This is a genomic window from Marinobacter sp. V34 (assembly GCF_055524115.1).
The window spans coordinates 56,635-77,621 of the sequence record NZ_JBUPZY010000008.1; the positions used below are offsets into that span (position 1 = coordinate 56,635).

Genomic DNA, 20,987 nt, shown 5'->3' on the forward strand with positions numbered 1-20,987 from the left:
CAAGAAAAATTGTGAGCAAATTGAACTTTTAATGACGAGGTATTTGCCGGCCCGGCGCTCAAGCGGGCGCCGGGCCGGGGTTGGCAGCAATGTCAGGTTGTCTGCTGAGTTACGTTTTGTGGCCCGCGACCTCAACCTCGTTAGGTTTAACTTCCTTCGTAAGCGCTTTGAGTGCCCCCCAGGAGAGACCTCGTTTTGATGGCTTCTCGGCCGTGTCGGAAGCGACCAGGCTAAGAAGCTCCGCGGAAATGGACACCGCGACTTCCATGGGCCGCTTACCCGGGATGTCACTGCGCCCGACGGGGCAGCGGATACGGTCGATATCGGCTTCGTCATACCCGCGGTGACCAAGGCGTTGGCGAAAACGCTCCGCTTTGGTCTGCGAACCGATCAGGCCGATCGTGCGCACATCGTCCCGTTTTAGCAGCGCCTGGCAGAGGTCATAATCCAGTGCGTGGTTGTGGGTCAGAATCAGTACATGGGCGTTGCTGCACAGGTCGGGAACGTCCCCAACCGGGTCGTCGGTGCAATGAACCGTGGTGTTGTCGGGCGTCCTGTCCGGAAAACATTCCTGCCGGGAGTCGACCCAGGTGATCTGCCAGGGCAAATCACCCACGATGCGCATCAGGGCGTGGCTGACGTGACCTGCGCCAAAGACCACAAGGCGGGCATCGCCGCCAGGCTGGGCTTCCAGCAGCACCGCCACGCTACCACCACAGCATTGTCCGAGGCTGGCGCCCAGGGGGAAATGCGCCAGCTCGTAACTGTATTCGTGATTTGCCAGGCGCTCGCGGGCGCGGGCGATCACCCGGTATTCCAGGTGGCCGCCGCCGATGGTGTCGTAGCTGTGTTCCCGGGTGACGACCATCTTACTGGCCGGCTCCCGTGGTACCGAGCCTGTTACGCCCAGCACCGTGACCAAAACATAGGGCTGACCGCGACGTTCGCAGTCAGCAACGGCTTGGATCCAGGTCAGGCGTTCTTGCATGACGGTTCCCCTTGCGCTGCAACCCAGCGCTCGGTTGCTGTGACAGCCTGGAGCACCCGCTCTGGTGTCGCAGGCGTGTCCAGTGGCGGGCTATAGCGATAATCCGCCACGCTCGAAACAGCGTCACGCAGGGCAGACCATACGGCCATGCCCAGCATGAGTGGCGGTTCGCCCACGGCCTTTGAGCGGAATACGGTGGCTTCCCGATTGGGGCTGTGCGGCAGCAGGGCCACCCGGAAATCCGGTGGCGCGTCGGAGACAGCCGGGATTTTGTAGGTCGCCGGGCCGTTGGACAACAGTCGGCCTTCGTCGTTAAAGACCAACTCTTCAGTGGTCAACCAGCCCATACCCTGAACAAATCCACCTTCAATCTGGCCAATGTCCACGGCCGGGTTCAGCGACTGTCCCACGTCGTGAAGGATGTCCACCCGCATGACCTTGTACTCTCCGGTAAGGGTATCAACCACCACCTCTGCGCAGGCAGCCCCATTGGCGTAATACAGGAAGGGCCGGCCTTGACCGGTTCCACGGTCATAGTGAATCTTGGGTGTGCTGTAGAACCCGTTGGACGACAACGAAACCCGCGCCATGTAAGCCTGCTGCACGAACTCCGCCCAGCCGAACTGCTGTTCGTCGACATGGACCTGGTTGTTTTCGAACCGTACCGAGTCCGCGCTCACACCGTAGGTTTCGGCGGCAAACTCGACCAGGCGCTGCTTGATCTTCTCGCAGGCATCCAGGGCGGCCATGCCATTCAGGTCCGTACCCGAGGAGGCGGCCGTCGGTGAGGTGTTGGGCACTTTGTCGGTCCGGGTCGCGGACACTTTTACCCGGTCCAGGTCTACCTGGAATGCCGCGGCCACGACCTGGGCTACCTTGATGTAAAGCCCCTGGCCCATTTCCGTGCCGCCGTGATTGAGGTGAATGCTGCCGTCGGTGTAAACGTGCACCAGTGCGCCGGCCTGATTGAGGTGCTTTGCCGTGAATGAGATGCCAAATTTCACCGGCGTCAGGGCCAAACCCCGTTTCAGTACCGTGTTCTCTTTGTTGAACCTGGAAATCTCGGTACGACGCTGACGGTAGTCGGAGCTGGCCTCGAGTGTGTCAATCAGTTCCGGTAAAACGTGCTGCTCGATGGTTTGGCCGTAGTGGGTCACGTCACGGCCTGGCCCGTACAGGTTGCGCTTGCGGACATCCAGCGGGTCCATATCGAGATGACGGGCGATATCATCCATCGCCCGTTCAATGATCATCATGCCCTGGGGGCCACCGAAACCCCGGAACGCCGTATTGGACACCGTATGGGTTTTGCAGCGGTGACCAACGACTCGCGCCTGCCCAAGGCTATAGGCGTTGTCGGAATGAAACATGGCGCGGTCGACGATGGCATCAGACAGGTCGGGCGAAAAACCACAGCGGCCGGCCACCATGATGTCAGAGCCCTGTAGCACACCTTCGTTATCGAAGCCGATATCATAGGTGTTGAAAAAGTCGTGTCGTTTGCCCGTTTGTACCATGTCGTCGTAGCGCGCCATCCGGTACTTGACGGGCCGTCCTGTGCGTCGGGCAAGCAGGGCCGAGATACAGGCCAGCGGTGCGGCCTGGGTTTCCTTGCCGCCGAAGCCGCCACCCATGCGCCGTACTTCCACCTGGACTTCATGAATGGGGAGGTCAAGGACTTCGGCCACCAGTTTTTGCACCTCGGACGGGTGCTGGCTGGAGGTATGAACAAACACGCCCGCGTCTTCGGTAGGCTCTACCAGGCACGCCTGTCCTTCCAGATAGAAATGCTCCTGTCCGCCAACGTGCATCTGGGCCTGCAGGCGATTAGGCGCTTCGGCAAGTGCTTTATCCGGGTCACCCCTCAGTTGGGTATGACTTGGGCGCACGAACAACTGCTGATCAAGCGCGGCCTCTGCGGTCAGCGCGGCAGGAAGGGACTCATAACTGACTTTCGCAAGTCGGGCCGCCTGGCGGGCCGCGCGATGACTTGTTGCCGCAACGGCAAACAACGGTTGGCCCACATGTTCGACCACATCCCCGGCCAGAACCGGATCGCCAGGGAAGACAGGCCCGATATCCGTATGGCCGGGCACGTCCTCGACGGTCATGACCGAGACGACGCCGGGGTAGGCCCAAACCTCGCTGAGATCCATGGCGGTGATACGGGCATGGGCCTGCGTACTTTGGCCAACGGCCGCGTGCAGGAGTTCTGCGGGTTCGGGAAGGTCGTCTATATAGCGTGCCTGTCCACGAACGTGCTTCCAGGCACTGTCATGAAACGCCTGGGTGCCTGTCAGCCCTTTTGCCGTTGTGGTGGGCCGCGGAATATTGGGAGGTAGTTTACGCATAGTCAGTCACCATGAGGGCTTGGTTTGTTGTTGTGGTGTCTTGAGTGCTCTCCAAAAACGCGCGGCGCAGCAGGTTGCCGGCTACCTGCAGGCGGTACGCTGCGGACCCTCGCACGTCTGTCATGGGTTCAAATTCGAGTTCCAGTGCGGCAATGGCGGCCGCAACCGTGTCTGCATTCCAGGGCTGTCCTCGAAGCGCCGCTTCAGCGCCACTGGCCCGTTTTGGTGTTGCTGCCATCCCACCAAAGGCCAGTCGGCAGTCCTTGATTGTTTCGCCGTCGCGCTTGAGCCAAAAGGCACCCAGCACCGCGGAAATGTCGTCATCAATTCGCTTGGAGACTTTGTAGATGAACAGGTTCTCGTCAGGTGCCGGGTTGGGGATCCAGGTGCCCCGAATGAATTCGTGAGGCTGGAGGTCGGTCTGCTTATAGCCGTGAAAGAAGTCTTCAAGGCGCAGGCGCCGGGTACCATCAACGCTGTCCAGGTCGAGCTCTGCCCCCAGCGCAATCAGTGCTGGCGGCATGTCACCGATTGGCGATGCGTTCCCGATATTGCCCCCAACAGTCCCGCGGTTGCGGATCTGGCGTGAACCCAGGCGCTCCAGCATCGGCCCGAAGTGGGGCCAACGCTCCTCCAGCTTATGGAACATGGCGCGGTAGGTAACTCCGGCTCCGAGATAGATCCCGTCTTCGTCCTCGTGGATCTCCTGCAACGCCTCGATGCCACCCAGACCGATCAGGTGATCAAGGTCTTTGAGCTGTTGGGTGATTTCAAGAGCCAGGTCGGTGCCGCCGGCAATCAACCTTGCCTTGGGAAACTGACGGCACAGCCCGCGCAGTGCGTCCAGGGAGGCTGGCGCGTCGTATCGGTAGCCATGATCGTCGGTGAGTTCGCCAGCCGTATTCTGCACGCTTAGCAGGTCGGCGATCATTTCGGGGTCCTGCAGCCAGGCTATGCCGCTAAGGCCCGGCGCGGGGTTGTTCGGGGTCGCGCCATCCGGACCACTGAGCGCACTGCTTCGGCTCAGTACTGCGTTGCCGGTACCGGGTTCCCACGTTTGCACGCAAGCCCGACGCCCGGCCTCGATGATTGGCCGGTAACCTGTACAGCGGCAAAGGTTGCCAGACAGCGCTTCCAATAATGCGTCGTCGTCGGGCACGGAACCATTCGCCGCGCTTTCTGTATGTAGGGCAAATAGCGACATGATGATGCCGGGTGTGCAGAAGCCGCACTGGGCTCCGTGACACTCCACCATCTCCTTCTGTACCGGGTGAGCTGGCTCCTGGGTTAGCGCGTCGACGGTCACCAGATGTTTGCCGTGCAGGCTTCCGACGATCGCGATGCAGCTGTTCACGCTGTCGTAGCGGAGTTGCCCGGACTGCTCAGGGTCGGGCGAGCCGATCACCACGGTGCAAGCCCCGCAGTCGCCCGACGCGCAGCCTTCCTTGGTGCCTGTCAGTCGCTTCTTGGTGCGCAGCCAGTCGAGGATGCTTAGATTCGGGTCGACTTGGTTGAGTTTTTGTAGTTGGCCGTTCAAGTAGAATCTGATCACAAATTTTCCCGCTCTTCTGCACTTGCGCCGGTCTCTTTCTGCTTTTCTCTTTGTTAAGACTGAGCATCAGAGTCATTGGCGTAAGCCCTTGATTGATTTCAGTAGTTGCACAGGCGATGCCGCATCACGGATGCTAAGAGTCACATGGGCCCGTTATTCTTTTTACAATTTCCTGACCAAATAGTCCAGTTTGTTATGTAAAGACTATTCCTTTGATTGCCGCACAGAGATCGGCTATCGTCGGAGCCTCGACGTTCCAACCTGAAGCTACTCGACACCATGACCCGTCAAATCGAACCAGACTCCCCCGAAACCAAGCTAACAACGTCATCAGCCAGCAAGCGCAAGAAAGTGCGCCCGGGCCGAATCCGTGAGCGCAATCGTGAGCGTATTCTGATGGCTGCGGAAAAGGAGTTTTCCCAGAACGGCTTCGGAGCAACCACCGTTCAGAAAATTGCGGATAGGGCGGGCCTGCCGAAATCCAACGTGCTTTACTATTTCAGCAATAAAAAGCGCATGTACTACGCGTTGATGGATGACATCATGGGGCGGTGGAACGAGATGTTCTCGAAGATACAGCCAGAAGACGATCCCGCCACGACCCTGGCCAGCTTTATTCACGCCAAGGTAGAGCTGTCCAGGACTCACCCCCTGGCATCTCGTCTGTTCGCGTTGGAAATCATTCAGGGGGCGCCGGTCCTCAAGGATCACCTGTCCACGACTATGCGGGAATGGGTACAGGCGCGAGCGGGCGTGATTCAGCAGTGGATAGACGCGGGTCGAATGGCGCCCGTCGATCCGGTGCAACTCATTCTCCTGATCTGGTCATCCACCCAACACTACGCTGACTTCCAAGTCCAGATCCTCGCGATTGAAGACAAGAGTGAATATACCGAAAGTGACTTTCAGCACGCTGCGGATTTCCTGACGTCTGTCATTCTGCGCGGTTGTGGCCTCGCGCCCTAACTCCTGACTCTGTAGTGCCTGGCATACCGCCGTCGTATGCCTTCGATAGCTTTCGGCCGTGAATATTTCCTGACTTGTTGGTCAGTTTTTTGTTGACCGAGCTACCAATCCTGTTTAAATTTCCCTGAGACACGCAATCCAATCGTCGCCAACAACACCAATGCGACAATAGAACTGACGAGAGTGACCATGTCCCAGCGCAAAGCCTACCGTGCCTCTGTTTTCCACTGCATCGCCGACCCGGGCGTGGTGGGTGCGGAACGTTCCTACGAGTATTTTGAAGATGGCCTGTTAGTGGTCGAGGACGGCATGGTCGTCGAGATTGGCGTGGCGGAGAGCCTGTTGCCATCACTGTCTTCTGAGGTCGAGGTCGTTCACTACGAGAATGCCCTGATAACTCCGGGCTTCGTCGATACCCATATCCACTATCCACAGGTGGGAATCATCGGCTCCTATGGCGCCCAGTTGCTGGACTGGCTGGAAACCTACACCTTTCCTTGCGAGGGGCAGTTTGATGATTCCCAGCACGCTCATGCCCAGGCCGATATTTTCCTCCGTGAACTGCTGAGAAACGGAACAACGACGGCCCTGGTCTTCGGAACCGTCCACAAGCAGTCGGTGGATGCTTTTTTCGAGCAGGCGTCCAGGCTGAACCTGCGGATGATTGCGGGCAAGGTGCTGATGGACCGTTGCGCTCCGGACTATCTGGTGGATACAGCGGAATCCGGTTATGCGGACAGCAAGGAGCTTATCGAGCGTTGGCATGGAAAGGGCCGTTTGTCCTATGCGGTGACGCCCCGATTTGCACCGACGAGCTCCAACGAGCAACTTGAGCTCGCAGGCAAGCTCTTCAAGGAATTCCCGGGCTTGTACATGCACACTCACATTTCCGAGAACCGGCAGGAGATTGAGTGGGTCAACGAGCTGTTTCCAGAGCGGGATGGTTATCTAGATGTATACGACCACCATGGCCTGATCGGCGAACGATCAGTGTTTGCACACGGTGTTCACCTGCATGACGACGAATGCAGGCGGCTGGGCGACACTGGCTCGGCGGTTGCCTTTTGCCCGACGTCGAACCTTTTCCTTGGTAGTGGTTTGCTCGACCTGGCGCAACTGGAGTCGCATGGGGTACGCGTTGGCCTGGGCACGGATGTAGGGGCGGGTACCAGTTTTTCCCAGCTTCAAAGCCTTAACGAGGCGTACAAGGTGCTGCAACTGCAGGGGCAGAAGCTGGATCCTTTTAAAGCCTTTTACCTCGCGACGCTGGGCGGAGCCCGGTCCCTCTACCTTGATGACAGGATTGGCAGCCTGCAGGCCGGGAAAGAGGCGGATTTTGTTGTGCTGGATTATGAGGCCACGCCGCTGATCAGTTACCGCCTGAAGCACTCCAAAAGCCTGGAGGAAACGCTGTTTGCCCTGATGATTCTTGGAGATGACCGTGTGGTGAAGGAAACCTTCAGCGCGGGCGCGTCCGTTCATCGCCGATAGCGTGCCACTGGTGGGCTGCCCGTTGCCGCTGATGGGCACGCCTACCCTCGGTCCAGAGCCGTTCTACCACACCTCTTTTGGTCCTCATTTCTTCTTGTGCACAATCGTTATAAGAATTTTGTTGCAATTGTTGTATACAAAAGCATAATCGGAGTTGTGGTTCCTGACCGAAAAGTCAGGAAATACCGATATAGGCAAATCAGCCATCACCTGCCTCAAGAGCTCTGCTCTGGGTGATAGAAAACAACAATGATGAGGAATACCTTGTGGAAAACATCGATCAGCAGAAGCGCTCGCTCGGAGCGATCGCGAGAACGGACTGGCTCGAGCGCATTTTCAAGCTTCGCCAGCATGGAAGCTCAGTCAAAGTTGAGCTGTTAGCGGGCCTGACCACCTTCGTAACCATGGCCTACATTATCTTCGTTAATCCCAATGTTATGGCTGCGGCCGGCCTTGATCATGGTGCTGCGTTCGTCGCCACCTGTCTGGGGGCGGCACTTGGCTGTATGCTCATGGGGTTTTACGCCAACTGGCCGGTGGGACTGGCGCCGGGCATGGGGCTCAACGCGTTTTTTACCTACACCGTCGTTGGCGAAATGGGTTATACCTGGCAGGTTGCCCTCGGCGCGGTCTTCCTCTCCGGCATCCTGTTTATGATTATGAGCCTCTCGCGAATCCGCGAATGGCTGCTTAACAGCATTCCGATGAGCCTGCGGTTTGCCATGGGGGCAGGGGTTGGTCTGTTTCTCGGGCTCATTGGCCTGAAGACGGCGGGCATTGTCGTCGACAGCCCGGCGACGCTGGTGACGATGGGGTCTTTTGGTGAGCCTTCAGCACTGCTGGCCGCCATCTGCTTTTTGCTGATCGCGGTGCTTAGCCACCGCAACGTTTTTGGCGCCATCCTGTTGAGCATGCTCGTTGTAACGGGGATCGGCTGGAGCATGGGGCTTGTGGAGTATGCCGGGGTTGTGTCGCTCCCTCCCAGCCTGGCGCCAACCTGGCTGGCGATGGACATTGCGGGCGCGTTGAACGTGGGAATGATCAGCGTTGTGCTCGCGTTTCTCTTCGTGAACATGTTCGACACCGCGGGAACACTGATGGGGGTGGCCCATCGTGCAAACCTGGTTGACGAGAACGGCAAGATAGAAAACCTTTCCAAATCCCTTAAAGCGGACAGTACATCCAGTGTCTTGGGCTCCTTTGTGGGTTGCCCGCCGGTAACCAGCTACGTTGAAAGCGCTTCAGGCGTAGCCGCGGGTGGTCGCACTGGTCTGACAGCCGTGACTGTCGGCGTGCTATTCCTGCTGGCAACCTTCTTTGCGCCCCTTGCGGGAATGATTCCGGCTTACGCGACCTCGGGCGCGCTGATATACGTCGCTATGTTGATGATGAGTGGAATGGCCCACATCGACTGGAAGGACATCACCGACACCATTCCGGCCATCATTACGGTGGTGATGATGCCGCTGACCTTCTCCATCGCCAATGGCATTGCGCTGGGCTTCGTTACCTATGCCACGTTGAAACTGCTTACCGGGCAGAGGAAGAAGGTATCCGTCAGCCTGTATGTTCTCTGTGTCATCTTCATCGCCAAGTTCGCCTTCCTGTGACCGAAGGCGCGTGGTTGACCCGAACCCGAGGTTTTACCCCAAAACAACAACACGAGAGGTAGTAAAAATGAAACTTTTGCAAAAACTCCTGCTGACAGCGTGCGCTTTCACCGCGTTTGCTCCGGTTGCTCAGGCCGAAAAATTCTTTGGCAGTTCCAGTGTGTCGCTGCTTTATAGCGATGACTATGAAATCTTCGGCTCTCAAAAAGAGTCCGCAACCGTGTTTACCTTTGAAAACGTGACCGCCCATAACTGGGGAGATACGTTCTTCTTCATTGACCGCTATCAGGTCCAGGGGGATTCGGGTAGCGCTGACTCCACATACGGGGAGTTCGCGCCCCGCCTGAGCTTGAGTTGGCTGAGCGGCCAGGACCTGAGCTTCGGGCCGGTTAAAGACGTATATCTGGCAACCCAGTATGAGTTCGATGGTGGGGTAGAGGCGAACAACTACATGTACGGCCTTGGATTGGGCTGGGACATCCCTGGATTCCAGTACTTCAACACCAATGCCTACTATGTTGAAAACAACACCGCGTTCGACACGCCGGACGACTGGCAGTTGACGGTAACATGGGGTGTGCCGTTCGAACTGGGCAGCGCGGCGTTTCTCTTTGACGGTTTTATCGACTATTCATCGGGGGTAAGCGGTGGTCAGAGTGCGGACTTGCACATCAACCCTCAGTTCAAACTCGACCTTGGTCATTTCACGGGAGAGGCTGGCGTGTTGTTCGCCGGTATAGAGTACTCGTACTGGCGTAATAAATTCGGTAGCCCAAACATAGATACGGAGAACGCTGTTAGCGCGCTGGTCAAGTTCCACTTCTGACCCTCGCTAGCATCATAGGATCCATTGGGCCGCTGGTTTCAGCGGTCCAGCTGCCATCACATGACAGGAGAACTTTATGGGACGCCTTACCACACACGTACTGGATACTTCGCTGGGTTGCCCCGGACAGGGTATTCGTATCGAGGTTTACCGACTGGAGGGTGAGTCGCGCACCTTGCTGAAAGAAGTCACCACCAATGATGATGGCCGCTGCGATGCCCCGATTCTTGAGGGAGAAGCCTTTACCGAAGGCCAGTTCGAGCTGGTCTTTCACGCTGGTGACTATCTTCGGCGCCAAGGCGTAGAAGCCGACGAGCCGCGCTTTCTCGATGTCATCCCATTGCGTTTCGGCGTGGCTGACGCCTCCCAGCACTTTCATGTGCCCCTCCTGCTTTCTCCCTATAGCTACTCCACCTACCGCGGTAGCTGAGTCGAGATGGCCAGTCATCAATACAACAGTGCGAACAAGAGAACAGGTTAATGGAAGCTTACATTCTGGATTTTGTGAATTTCATGTTGCGGTGGCTGCATGTGATTGCGGCGATTGCGTGGATTGGTGAGTCAATCTACTTCGTGATGCTGGATAACAGCCTCAAGCCGCCACAGGCCGAAAACTGCAAAAAGAAGGGGGTTTTTGGTGAGATGTGGGCCGTGCATGGGGGCGGTTTCTATCACAACCAAAAGTACGCCACCAGCCCGGGTACCTTGCCTGCCGACCTGCATTGGTCGTTCTGGAAATCGTACACCACCTGGCTGTCGGGTTTCGCGCTGTTCGTTATTCTCTACATGGTCAACCCAGGCTTCTACCTGGTGAACACCAATAGCAGTTGGCAGTGGGCTGCTGAGCTAAGTGGATGGCAGGCCAACGTTGCGGCGGTGCTTTTCCTGGCATTTGGCTGGGTTGTATACAATGAGTTGTGCAAGCGCATCAGCCCTAACATGGAACGGGACGGCATTCTGAGTATTGCGGTTGGGGTGTTGCTCGTTGTTGTTGCCTATGTAAGCGCTCAACTGTTTGCCGGCCGTGCCGCCTTCCTTCTGACCGGTGCTGTCATGGCGACAGCCATGTCCGCGAACGTTTTTTTCTGGATCATTCCGGGCCAGCGCCGCATGGTCGATGCCATTAAGGCGGGCGAGAAGCCCAATCCGATTGATGGCAAGCGCGGTAAACAACGCTCTGTCCACAATACTTACTTCACGCTTCCTGTCGTCCTGCTGATGATCAGTAATCACTACGCCTTTGCGTACACAGAGGCTCAGGCATGGTTGGTTATGTCGCTGCTCATATTTGCCGGCGCCGTTATCCGCCAGTTTTTCGTACTGATGCACGCGGGCAAACCCCAGCCTTCCTACCTTCTCGCCGGTGGTGTGTTGATTCTGCTGACGTTCTGGGTGGCCGCGCCCACGGGAGAGTCCCAGGTGGCAGCGGCTCAGGCAAACGCCGAGCCCAATGCGACGCATGAGGCAAGTGAATCCCCCCTGGCTGCCAACGTGGGCGCGACGATCGAAGAGCACTGTGCGGGTTGCCATTCGAAACAACCTGAGAACCCGGCGTTTTCGGCTCCGCCTGCGGGATTTGCGTTTGATGCGGTTGATCAGATCCTCAGCCATCAGGCCAAGATCCAGGAGGTTGTGGCTAACGGTTACATGCCGTTAGGCAACACCACGAACATGACCAAAGAAGAGCGCGAAATCATCAAGAACTGGGGTGAATGAGTGTTGCGTTCATGTTGGATACAATATAGTATATTTAAGTATACAATACATATTGAGGGCGAGCTGGTACCAACGGCCTGCCAAACGGATTGGAAGAAGGAAGTTGCTTGATGAATCCGGCTAATCCAGACCATTACCCCCGAGACCTGATTGGTTACGGTTCTGAGCCTCCCCATGCAAATTGGCCTGGCCGGGCACGCATTGCCGTGCAGTTCGTTCTCAATTATGAGGAAGGTGCGGAGAACTGCGTCCTGCATGGCGATACACATTCGGAGCAGTTCCTGTCCGAAATCGCCGGGGCCGAGGCCTACCCAAGCCGACATATGAGCATGGAGTCAATCTATGAGTACGGCTCACGGGCAGGGGTATGGCGGGTACTGAAGGAGTTTCAGCGCCGCGGCATGCCGCTGACGGTATTTGGCGTGGCGATGGCCCTTGAGCGGCACCCCGAGCTTGCCCATGCGTTTAAAGAGCTGGGTCATGAGGTCGCCTGTCACGGTTGGCGCTGGATTCACTACCAGAATATTCCGGAAGGTATAGAGCGCGCGCATATGCGCCGGGCCATCGAGATCTTCGAGGCTTTGTACGGTGAGAAGCCGGCAGGGTGGTATACCGGTCGCGACAGCGAGAACACACGCCGCCTGGTGCTGGACGAAGGCAGCTTTCTCTACGACAGCGATTACTACGGGGACGATCTGCCGCTCTGGACCCGTCAGTACGATAGCCAGGGCGAGATGCACAACCACCTGGTGGTGCCTTATGCCCTGGACACCAACGACATGCGCTTCGCTTCAGCGCAAGGCTTCGGCACCGGAGAGGACTTTTACCAGTACTTACGGGACGCCTTCGACGTGCTTTATGCAGAGGGTGAGGACGCGCCAAAGATGCTGTCCGTGGGGCTCCACTGTCGGCTGGTTGGCCGGCCGGGGCGCTTTCGGGCCCTGCAACGATTCCTCGATCACATAGAAGCCCATGATCGTGTCTGGGTTACGAGACGTGTGGATATTGCACGCCATTGGGCCGAGCACCACCACCCGCTCTCATCCAAGGAGCAGCAATGAGCAATCGATCTGTGAACAAACCTACGTATTACGCTCCCGCTGGCGGGCATCCACCTCAGACTCAGTTGTTGTCTGACCGTGCGGTATTTACCGAAGCCTACGCCATCATTCCCAGGGGCGTGATGCGGGATATCGTCGCCAGTGCCTTGCCGCATTGGGAAAAAACCCGGCTTTGGGTGCTTTCACGCCCGCTGTCTGGGTTCGCCGAGACGTTTTCCCAGTACATCATGGAGGTGTCCCCTGGGGGTGGCAGCTCGCGACCAGAACTGGACGCTTGCGCGGAAGGGGTTCTGTTTGTGGTTGAAGGTGAGATGACCCTGACCATTGCCGGCCAACAACACCGGATGCAAGAGGGCGGCTATGCCTTTATCCCGCCGGGTGCGGCCTGGCAGTTGTTCAACGAGAGCGATGCGCCGCTGCGTTTTCACTGGGTGCGAAAAGCCTACGAGCATGTCGACGGTATTGATGTGCCTGAGGCCTTTGTCACCAATGAGACGGACATAACGCCCACCGAGATGCCGGGCACCGAGGGGCGCTGGACGACAACACGCTTTGTTGATCCGCAGGACATTCGCCATGACATGCACGTCAATATTGTCAATTTCCAGCCCGGCGGAGTCATTCCATTTGCCGAGACCCATGTGATGGAGCATGGCCTCTACGTGCTGGAAGGAAAGGCGGTTTATCACCTCAACCAGGATTGGGTTGAAGTGGAGGCGGGTGACTACATGTGGCTTCGCGCCTTCTGCCCGCAAGCGTGCTATGCCGGTGGGCCGGGACCTTTCCGCTACCTGCTTTACAAGGACGTGAACCGGCACATGAAACTCAGCGGATTCGGTTCGCGCTGAGCTGAGACGAGGACATTTTTATGCTGGAACTCAAAGCACAACCGCTGAGCCCGGAGGCATTCGCCGAATTCGGGGATGTTATTGACCGACGCACGGCTGACTCCTTTCCCATCAATGCGGGGCGCACCCAGCGCCACCATGATCTGGCGAAAGTGGAGCTGCTCGGTGATGAGGCACGGGTTCTGGTGAGTATTTTTGTCAGCCAGCCGGTGACGTTACCGCTGGAGCTGTCGTTCCTGGAGCGCCACCCGCAAGGCAGCCAGGCCTTTATGCCCCTGCACGAGGAGCGATTCCTGGTTGTTGTCGCACCCCCAGGCGACACGATCAGCCCTGATGAAGTTCGCGCCTTTGTCACTGATGGTTTCCAGGGAGTGAATTACCGCGCGGGTACCTGGCACGCCGTGCAGTCGGTGTTGGATCGGGAAGGCGAATTCCTGGTTATCGATCGCGGCGGCTCGGGGAACAACTGCGACGAGTACGGAATGGAGGTGCGTGTGCTCCTCGACCTATCTGACTGATCTACCGGCTGAATTTCCATTCAACCTTTACCGACGGTGCACATACGTTTCAAGCGCCGGGACGAGCTTCGCCTCGAATACAAGAACAACCTTACTTCGGAGGAAACACCATGACTCGCATGACCGCAGCAGAAGCCGCTGTTCACGTTTTGAAGAAAGAAGGTATCGATATTGCCTTTGGAGTGCCCGGAGCGGCAATTAACCCGTTCTATTCCGCCATGCGCAAGGTTGGAGGGGTAGATCATGTCCTTGCACGCCACGTGGAAGGGGCCTCTCATATGGCAGAGGGTTACACCCGCACAAAAGCAGGCAACATCGGTGTCTGCATCGGAACGTCCGGACCTGCTGGCACCGATATGATTACCGGGCTGTACTCAGCCACGGGCGACTCCATACCCATTCTTTGCATCACTGGGCAGGCGCCGCGCAGCAAGCTGCACAAGGAAGACTTCCAGGCGGTGAACATCCAGGCCATCGCCGGCCCGGTTACCAAATGGGCGGTTACCGTCCTTGAACCGGCACAGGTGCCGCGGGCGTTCCAGCAGGCGTTCCAGTTGATGCGCAGCTCCCGTCCGGGTCCCGTTCTGATTGACCTGCCTATCGATGTGCAGATGACCGAGATCGAATTTGATCCGGACACCTACGAATCGTTGCCCGCCTACAAGCCGTCGGCTTCACGGGCGCAGATCGAAAAAGCGCTGACCTTGCTGAACGAGGCTGACAAGCCCCTGCTGGTTGCCGGTGGCGGCGTTATCAACAGTGATGCGAGCGATCTTCTGGTTGAGTTTGCAGAGCTTACGGGTGTTCCCGTTGTTCCGACCTTGATGGGCTGGGGAACGATTCCCGATGACCACCCATTGATGGCCGGCATGGTGGGGCTCCAGACGTCCCATCGCTATGGCAACGCCACCATGCTCGCGTCCGACTTCGTGATGGGCATTGGTAACCGCTGGGCGAACCGGCACACCGGTAGCATCGAGGCCTATACCAAGGACCGGAAGTTTGTTCATGTTGACATCGAGCCTACCCAGATTGGCCGTATCTTTGGGCCGGATTATGGGATTGTCTCTGATGCCAAGGCGGCGCTGGAACTCTTCATTACCGTGGCCAAGGAGTGGCGCGCCGAAGGCAAACTCAAGGCTCGCGGAGCCTGGGCCCAGGAATGCCAGGAGCGCAAGCAGACTCTGTTGCGCAAGACTCACTTCGACGACGTGCCGGTGAAGCCGCAGCGCGTCTACGAAGAGATGAACAAGGTGTTCGGCAAGAATGTCCGGTACGTGACCGCCATTGGTCTGTCGCAGATCGCTGGAGCCCAGTTCCTGCACGTATACAAGCCGCGGCACTGGATCAACTGCGGCCAGGCCGGCCCGCTGGGCTGGACCATTCCCGCAGCCCTCGGCGTATGCCGTGCCGATCCCGAGGCTGAGGTCGTCGCCCTCTCCGGGGACTACGACTTCCAGTTCATGGTCGAGGAGTTGGCTGCCGGGGCACAGTTCAAGCTGCCCTACATCCATGTCCTCGTGAACAACTCGTATCTGGGGCTGATCCGTCAGGCGCAACGTGGTTTCGACATGGACTACTGCGTACAGCTGTCGTTCGAGAACGTTAACTGCCCCGAGATAAACGATTATGGCGTGGACCACGTCTCGGTGGTCGAAGGCCTTGGTTGCAAGGCGTTGCGGGTCACCAAGCCTGATGACATTGGCCCGGCGTTTGTACAGGCGCGGCAACTGATGCACGAACACCGGGTACCGGTTGTGGTCGAGATCATCCTTGAGCGTGTGACCAACATTGCCATGGGGACCGACCTTGATGGTGTTAACGAGTTCGAAGCACTGGTAGAGAACGTCACCGATGCTCCGACCTCAATAGCCAGTCTGACCTGAATATCGCAATCAATCGCCCCCAACCTGTGGGAAAACAACAGGTAGAGGGGGCGAAGACCCAAAAATGGACGAGTAGGAGACCCCAAAATGCCTAAGTTTGCAGCGAATCTAAGCATGCTGTTCACCGAGGAGGATTTTCTCGATCGCTTCCAGGCCGCCGCGTCGGCAGGCTTTCAGGGCGTAGAGTATCTCTTCCCCTACGATTACCCCGCGGCAGACATCAAAAAGCAGCTGGATGCCCATGGCCTTACCCAGGTGCTGCACAACCTTCCCGCCGGGGACTGGGCGGCGGGTGAACGCGGTATTGCCTGCCACCCGGATCGGGTTGACGAGTTTCGTGAGGGCGTGGATCTGGCCATTGACTACGCCACCGTGCTCGGTTGCAAGCAACTGAATTGTCTGGCGGGTATCCGACCAAACACGGTAAGCGAAGAACAGGCCCGTCGAACTCTGATCGACAACCTGCGCTTCGCCGCCGAAAAACTGAAAGCAGCAGGCATCCTGCTGCTCGCCGAGCCCATCAATACCCGCGACATACCCGGCTTTTTCCTCAACCGGACCGAGCAGGCCCTGGCGCTGTTCGAGGAAGTGGGCAGCGACAATCTGCAACTGCAATACGACATCTATCACATGCAGATCATGGAGGGCGACCTGGCCCCGACCATCGAAAAGCACCTTTCAAAAATCGGCCATGTGCAGCTGGCGGACAATCCAGGGCGCCACGAGCCCGGCACGGGAGAGATCAATTACCCGTTCCTGTTCGGCCATCTTGAGCGCCTGGGCTACCAGGGGTGGATCGGTTGCGAGTACAAGCCTGCGACGACGACGCTCGAAGGTCTCGGCTGGCTGGATAACGCACGATAAGGTCATTCAACAAAAAAGTTAGTAAGGAGAGGATTATGAGCAAGATCGGATTTATTGGTCTCGGGATTATGGGTCGGCCCATGGCCGGACACCTGCTGGAAGCAGGCCACGAGCTGGTAACCTACGTTAAGTACGGCTCCCTGGACGAAGGCCTGGCGGCCAAGGGCATGAAAGAAGTCGATAGCCCCAAGGCAGTTGCGGAACAGGCCGAGATTATCATCACCATGGTGCCGGACACCCCCGATGTTGAGGAAGTGCTGATTGGCGAGGCCGGCATTGTTGAAGGCCTCCAGCCCGGTACGCTGGTCATCGATATGAGCTCCATCGCGCCGATCCCCACCCAGGCATTTGCCAAGCGCATCACTGAGGCTGGTGGTGAGTACGTCGATGCCCCGGTATCTGGTGGCGAGGGTGGCGCTGTTAACGCAACCCTGACCATTATGGTGGGTGGTACCAATGAAGGCTTTAACCGGGCCCTGCCCGTCCTTGAGGTAATGGGTAAGACCATCACCCATATTGGTGATCACGGCGCCGGTCAGATCTGCAAAGTTGCCAACCAGATCGTGGTAGCGCTGACTATCCAGGCTGCGGCTGAAGGCCTGCTTTTCGCGTCGAAAGCCGGAGCGGATGTAACGAAAGTGCGTGAGGCCCTGCTGGGTGGCCTGGCCCAGTCGAAGATCCTCGACGTGCACGGAGAGCGCATGATCAAGCGCACCTTTGACCCCGGCTTCCGTATTCGCCTGCACCAGAAGGACCTCAACCTGGCCCTGGAAAGTGCACGCAGCCTGAACCTGTCGCTGCCTGGCACCGCCAACGCCCAGCAACTGTTCCAGGCCTGCGCCGCGAACAGTGGCGCGGATTGGGACCACGCAGGCATTGTGAAGGCCCTGGAAAAACTGGCAGACCACGAGATTGGTGCCTAGTTAAGCAGCCGGCGCTGCACTCAAACCCAGTGGCCGGTGTCGATTCGGCACCGGCCATTAGGGCGCGATTGGGGCGCGCTGGCGTACCACGTCGTTTCTTTAATTTCTATCCGTTGCGAGGAGCCGCAGATGCACGCCTTGTCCAATTCGCTGTCCTTTGATCATCCGACAGAAGTGAATGTCTGGCTCAGGCAGCTTGCCGCAACGGCGGTCTCCGCCGTCCATCCCGATACGCTGCTTTCGGCTGGCCAGCTACCGCCGCGTCCGGCCGGACGTACCGTTGTGATTGGGGCTGGCAAAGCGGCTGCGGCAATGGCTGCGGCGTTCGAGCGCACGTGGGCTGATACCTACGATGACGCCGATCTTTCCGGCCTCGTTGTTACCCGTTATGGACACGGCGCGGAATGTCGTCACATCGAGGTATTGGAAGCTTCTCATCCCATGCCGGACGAACTGGGCGAAAAGGCTGCCCAGCGTATGCTCGAGTCGGTGGCCGGGCTGACCGAGAATGATCTTGTTGTCGCTTTGATTTCCGGTGGCGGTTCCGCACTCATGACGCTGCCGGCGCCAGGGCTGACGCTGCAGCAAAAGCAGGCCATCAACAAGACGCTGTTGCGTTGTGGTGCCCCGATCCGGGAGATCAACACGGTGCGGCGCCATCTTTCGCGCGTTAAGGGCGGGCGCCTGGCTGTCGCTTCCCATCCGGCGAGGGTGATCACCTATCTGATTTCCGATGTGCCCGGCGACGATCCTGCGCTCATCGCCTCAGGGCCAACCATCCCAGATGCGACAACGCCACTGGATGCTCTGGAAATACTGGAGCGGTACTCCATTGATATTCCAGAGGCAGTGCGCAGCCACCTGGTCAGCGACGATACCGCACCCAAGCCGCATTCTCCCGAATTTGGGCTTGATCGCACGATCGTTCAGGCCAGGGCTTGTGATGCACTTCGAGCCGCTGAGGCGTCCGCAAACCTGGCCGGTGTAGACGTTCGTGTGTTGGGTGACGATCTTGAAGGAGAGGCGAGGGAGCTCGGAGGTGAGCATGCGACAATGGCGTTGAAGCTGCAAAAAGACCTCAAAGAACCCCTGTTGATCCTTTCAGGTGGCGAGACCAGTGTTACGGTGTCCGGTGAAGGGCGAGGAGGCCGCAACGTTGAATACCTCCTGGGCGCGATCTCGGTCCTTCAGGGGGCACCCAATATTCACGCTTTGGCCATCGACACCGACGGCATTGATGGCTCCGAGGATAACGCTGGCGCCATTTTCGGGCCCAATGACTGGTCGCGGGTTCAGGCCCTGAAGCTGGACCCTGCAACGTATCTCGCCCACAACGACGCCTACAGTTTTTTTGAGGCACTCGATGGCTTGATCATCACGGGCCCGACTCGCACCAATGTTAATGATTTCCGCGCCATTCTGGTGCTCCCAAAGTCCATGTGAGCCCCGAAATCCAAGTGAGCAAAGCGTCGACACCAATATTGGTCCCGCACGCGAATGCCCTGGCCAGTGCTTATTGTTTGGCGCCGGCTTTTTTTCGGGCAAAGCCTATGTGTGAGAACACTGCATGCAGGTCGTCGGTTGTGCTTTCGTTGTCAAAGTTCAGTTTCGCATCGATATGATCCATGTGATGCATCATCAACGAAACGGCTTTGTCGGTGTCACGGGCGGAGATCGCATCCAGTAACTGGTTGTGCTCATCATAGGAACAGTGCGAACGGGTTCCCTTTTCGTATTGGGCGATGATTAGCGAGGTCTGCGAAACCAGGCTGCGTTGGAAGCCAACGAAGGGGGTGTTGTTCGCCGCCTCGGCCAGTTTCAGGTGGAACTCGCCAGACAGGCGAATACCGGCGCCCCGATCCCCGCGGGCAAAGCAATCATGCTCCTCTGTCACCATCCCCCGCAGCTCATCGATCTGTTCTTCAGTGGCGTGCTGAACGGCAAGCTCTGTGATGGCGCGTTCGACCAAACGCCTTGCGTAGAGAATCTGGCGAGCTTCCTCAACGCTTGGGCTGGCCACCATCGCGCCCCGGTTGGGGCGAATGGAAACGACGCCCTCATGTGCCAACTGCGACAGCTCCCGCCGGATAATCGTACGACTGACTCCGAAAATCTCTCCCAGCGCCTCTTCGCTCAATTTGGTTCCCGGGGCCAGGCGATGCTCAAGAATAGCGTCGAACATGTGGGCGTATATGGTGTCGCTTGTCGCCCCCGTCCGTTTTTTGTCGGCTCGGTTCGGGCTTTTGGTGGGCTGCGCTTGTTTGCTCATAATGTCTCGCGAATGAGGTGGTGGAAGTACGAAATCCGGTAGTGGGATAGTATACGAGAAATGACCCCGTTTAGCCGAGCCTGATCCAATCACGTGCCACCTTTCGGAGCTCCCGGCCATCACTGGGGCTGGGGTAGGGGCAAAAAAAACCCGCCAGGAGGCGGGTAAAAACACACTGAGGCAAGTCGAGTGTGTTGCAGGAGGGCGGGTAAGGCTCGCAGATCGAATGTCACAAAACCTCCCCGCCGTGGCCACGATGACCTGATCAAAGAGTAACACAATTCAAATATAAATGAATACATAAATTAGATATATTGTATCCCATTAGTTTGTGATTTTCGTCTTTATAGATCGATGATGGATTAAGGATAGTGAGTGAGTCTCATGTTGAGATCAGCGATATTGCTGGTCCGCAAAAAGAATTGCCTCACATTTATGTCTGTGTTAATTGTATACGATATATTTGGTCTGGCGCGCTATGAGGCGTGCCGGCCGTATTCATTGAGGTATCATTCATTGAGGTATCAGGAGCAAACAATGAGCCGTTTTCAAACCCTGACTCCGTCCAGCCTTGGGCGCGAGGACTTCGTGGCCGCATTTGCGGACATCTATGAGCACTCACCGTGGGTAGCGGATAAAGCCTATGAGATGGGCATCGATGAAACATGTGATGAGGTCGAAAGCCTGCATGAGCGGATGGCCAACATCCTTCTCAGTGCAGATCACGACACTCAGTTGGCATTGATCAACGCCCACCCTGACCTTGCAGGCAAAGCCGCTATGCGTGGAGAGCTGACGGCCTCGAGTACGTCCGAGCAGGCCGGTGCCGGAATTCAGGATTGCAGCCCGGAAGAGTTTGAGCGATTTGTAGCGCTGAATGAGGCATACAAAGCCAAGTTCGGGTTTATTTTTGTGATGGCGGTGCGAGGCAGTAATCGACACCAGATCCTGGCGTCGTTTGAAGAGCGCATAGACAATTCTCCCGAGCAGGAATTCCAGCGTGCACTGAGCGAGATTAATAAGATTGCCTTGTTCCGCCTGCAAGCCATGTAGCGGGTGGAATGCCGAACCGTTTTTGCATCAGGTTCAAAGTATAGAATTGCTAGACTTTTGAGGCG

General features: G+C 57.5%; 18 protein-coding genes. 14 read left to right on the top strand and 4 right to left on the bottom strand.

Annotation, left to right across the window (positions count from 1 at the left end; translation table 11 throughout):
* Positions 1–109 precede the first annotated feature (109 nt).
* From xdhC to xdhA, 3 genes are read right to left on the bottom strand one after another with little or no spacing between them, the layout of a single operon-like run.
* Complete coding sequence (xdhC, locus tag AC0B60_RS13900; RefSeq protein ID WP_465086423.1) at positions 110–988, bottom strand: xanthine dehydrogenase accessory protein XdhC; 879 nt, start codon at positions 986–988, stop codon at positions 110–112.
* Positions 973–3,339: a xanthine dehydrogenase molybdopterin binding subunit gene (gene xdhB, locus AC0B60_RS13905; RefSeq protein ID WP_465086425.1), complete on the bottom strand. Its 2,367-nt coding sequence runs from the start codon at positions 3,337–3,339 to the stop codon at positions 973–975. Before xdhB ends, xdhC begins: the two co-directional genes overlap by 16 nt.
* A complete protein-coding gene (gene xdhA, locus AC0B60_RS13910; protein ID WP_465086426.1) occupies positions 3,332–4,891 on the bottom strand; it encodes a xanthine dehydrogenase small subunit in 1,560 nt (519 codons plus the stop codon). The genes xdhB and xdhA overlap by 8 nt, the downstream gene beginning before the upstream one ends.
* A gap of 279 nt (positions 4,892–5,170) precedes the next feature.
* Here xdhA and AC0B60_RS13915 point away from each other — a divergent pair, with 279 nt between their 5' ends.
* The 13 genes from AC0B60_RS13915 to AC0B60_RS13975 all read left to right on the top strand — a co-directional run bounded on the left by AC0B60_RS13915 (position 5,171) and on the right by AC0B60_RS13975 (position 19,043).
* Positions 5,171–5,857 (top strand): TetR family transcriptional regulator C-terminal domain-containing protein, encoded by a 687-nt coding sequence (locus AC0B60_RS13915; protein WP_465086427.1) that lies wholly within the window; start codon positions 5,171–5,173, stop codon positions 5,855–5,857.
* Positions 5,858–6,046: 189 nt separating this feature from the next.
* Entirely contained in the window at positions 6,047–7,348 is a 1,302-nt protein-coding gene (gene guaD / locus AC0B60_RS13920) for a guanine deaminase (RefSeq protein ID WP_465086428.1), read from the top strand.
* A 266-nt stretch (positions 7,349–7,614) separates the two neighbouring features.
* Entirely contained in the window at positions 7,615–8,958 is a 1,344-nt protein-coding gene (locus AC0B60_RS13925; protein WP_465086429.1) for an NCS2 family permease, read from the top strand.
* A 67-nt stretch (positions 8,959–9,025) separates the two neighbouring features.
* Complete coding sequence (locus AC0B60_RS13930; protein ID WP_465086430.1) at positions 9,026–9,784, top strand: outer membrane protein OmpK; 759 nt, start codon at positions 9,026–9,028, stop codon at positions 9,782–9,784.
* A 76-nt stretch (positions 9,785–9,860) separates the two neighbouring features.
* Positions 9,861–10,214, top strand: coding sequence for a hydroxyisourate hydrolase (gene uraH, locus AC0B60_RS13935; protein WP_465086431.1), 354 nt, complete (start codon positions 9,861–9,863; stop codon positions 10,212–10,214).
* Positions 10,215–10,264: 50 nt separating this feature from the next.
* Positions 10,265–11,500, top strand: a complete 1,236-nt coding sequence (locus AC0B60_RS13940; protein ID WP_465086432.1) for a urate hydroxylase PuuD — start codon at positions 10,265–10,267, stop codon at positions 11,498–11,500.
* Between the two features lie 110 nt (positions 11,501–11,610).
* Positions 11,611–12,561 carry an allantoinase PuuE gene (puuE, locus tag AC0B60_RS13945; protein ID WP_465086433.1) on the top strand — a complete coding sequence of 317 codons (951 nt, stop codon included), beginning with the start codon at positions 11,611–11,613 and terminating at the stop codon, positions 12,559–12,561.
* Positions 12,562–12,572: 11 nt separating this feature from the next.
* Positions 12,573–13,409: a bifunctional allantoicase/(S)-ureidoglycine aminohydrolase gene (locus AC0B60_RS13950; protein ID WP_465086600.1), complete on the top strand. Its 837-nt coding sequence runs from the start codon at positions 12,573–12,575 to the stop codon at positions 13,407–13,409.
* A 20-nt stretch (positions 13,410–13,429) separates the two neighbouring features.
* Positions 13,430–13,927 carry an ureidoglycolate lyase gene (locus tag AC0B60_RS13955; protein WP_041334478.1) on the top strand — a complete coding sequence of 166 codons (498 nt, stop codon included), beginning with the start codon at positions 13,430–13,432 and terminating at the stop codon, positions 13,925–13,927.
* Positions 13,928–14,037: 110 nt separating this feature from the next.
* Complete coding sequence (gene gcl / locus AC0B60_RS13960; RefSeq protein ID WP_465086435.1) at positions 14,038–15,813, top strand: glyoxylate carboligase; 1,776 nt, start codon at positions 14,038–14,040, stop codon at positions 15,811–15,813.
* Positions 15,814–15,900: 87 nt separating this feature from the next.
* Entirely contained in the window at positions 15,901–16,677 is a 777-nt protein-coding gene (hyi, locus tag AC0B60_RS13965; protein ID WP_465086436.1) for a hydroxypyruvate isomerase, read from the top strand.
* Between the two features lie 32 nt (positions 16,678–16,709).
* The gene (locus AC0B60_RS13970) at positions 16,710–17,600 is read left to right on the top strand and encodes a 2-hydroxy-3-oxopropionate reductase (protein ID WP_465086601.1); all 891 of its coding nucleotides are present in this window, start codon (positions 16,710–16,712) and stop codon (positions 17,598–17,600) included.
* Positions 17,601–17,729: 129 nt separating this feature from the next.
* A complete protein-coding gene (locus AC0B60_RS13975) occupies positions 17,730–19,043 on the top strand; it encodes a glycerate kinase type-2 family protein (RefSeq protein ID WP_465086437.1) in 1,314 nt (437 codons plus the stop codon).
* Between the two features lie 70 nt (positions 19,044–19,113).
* Here the strand turns inward: AC0B60_RS13975 and AC0B60_RS13980 are convergent, their stop codons facing one another.
* Positions 19,114–19,869, bottom strand: coding sequence for a GntR family transcriptional regulator (locus AC0B60_RS13980; RefSeq protein WP_465086439.1), 756 nt, complete (start codon positions 19,867–19,869; stop codon positions 19,114–19,116).
* Between the two features lie 537 nt (positions 19,870–20,406).
* Between AC0B60_RS13980 and uraD the strand changes: the two genes are divergently transcribed.
* The gene (uraD, locus tag AC0B60_RS13985) at positions 20,407–20,922 is read left to right on the top strand and encodes a 2-oxo-4-hydroxy-4-carboxy-5-ureidoimidazoline decarboxylase (RefSeq protein ID WP_465086441.1); all 516 of its coding nucleotides are present in this window, start codon (positions 20,407–20,409) and stop codon (positions 20,920–20,922) included.
* The last annotated feature ends 65 nt before the right edge of the window (positions 20,923–20,987 follow it).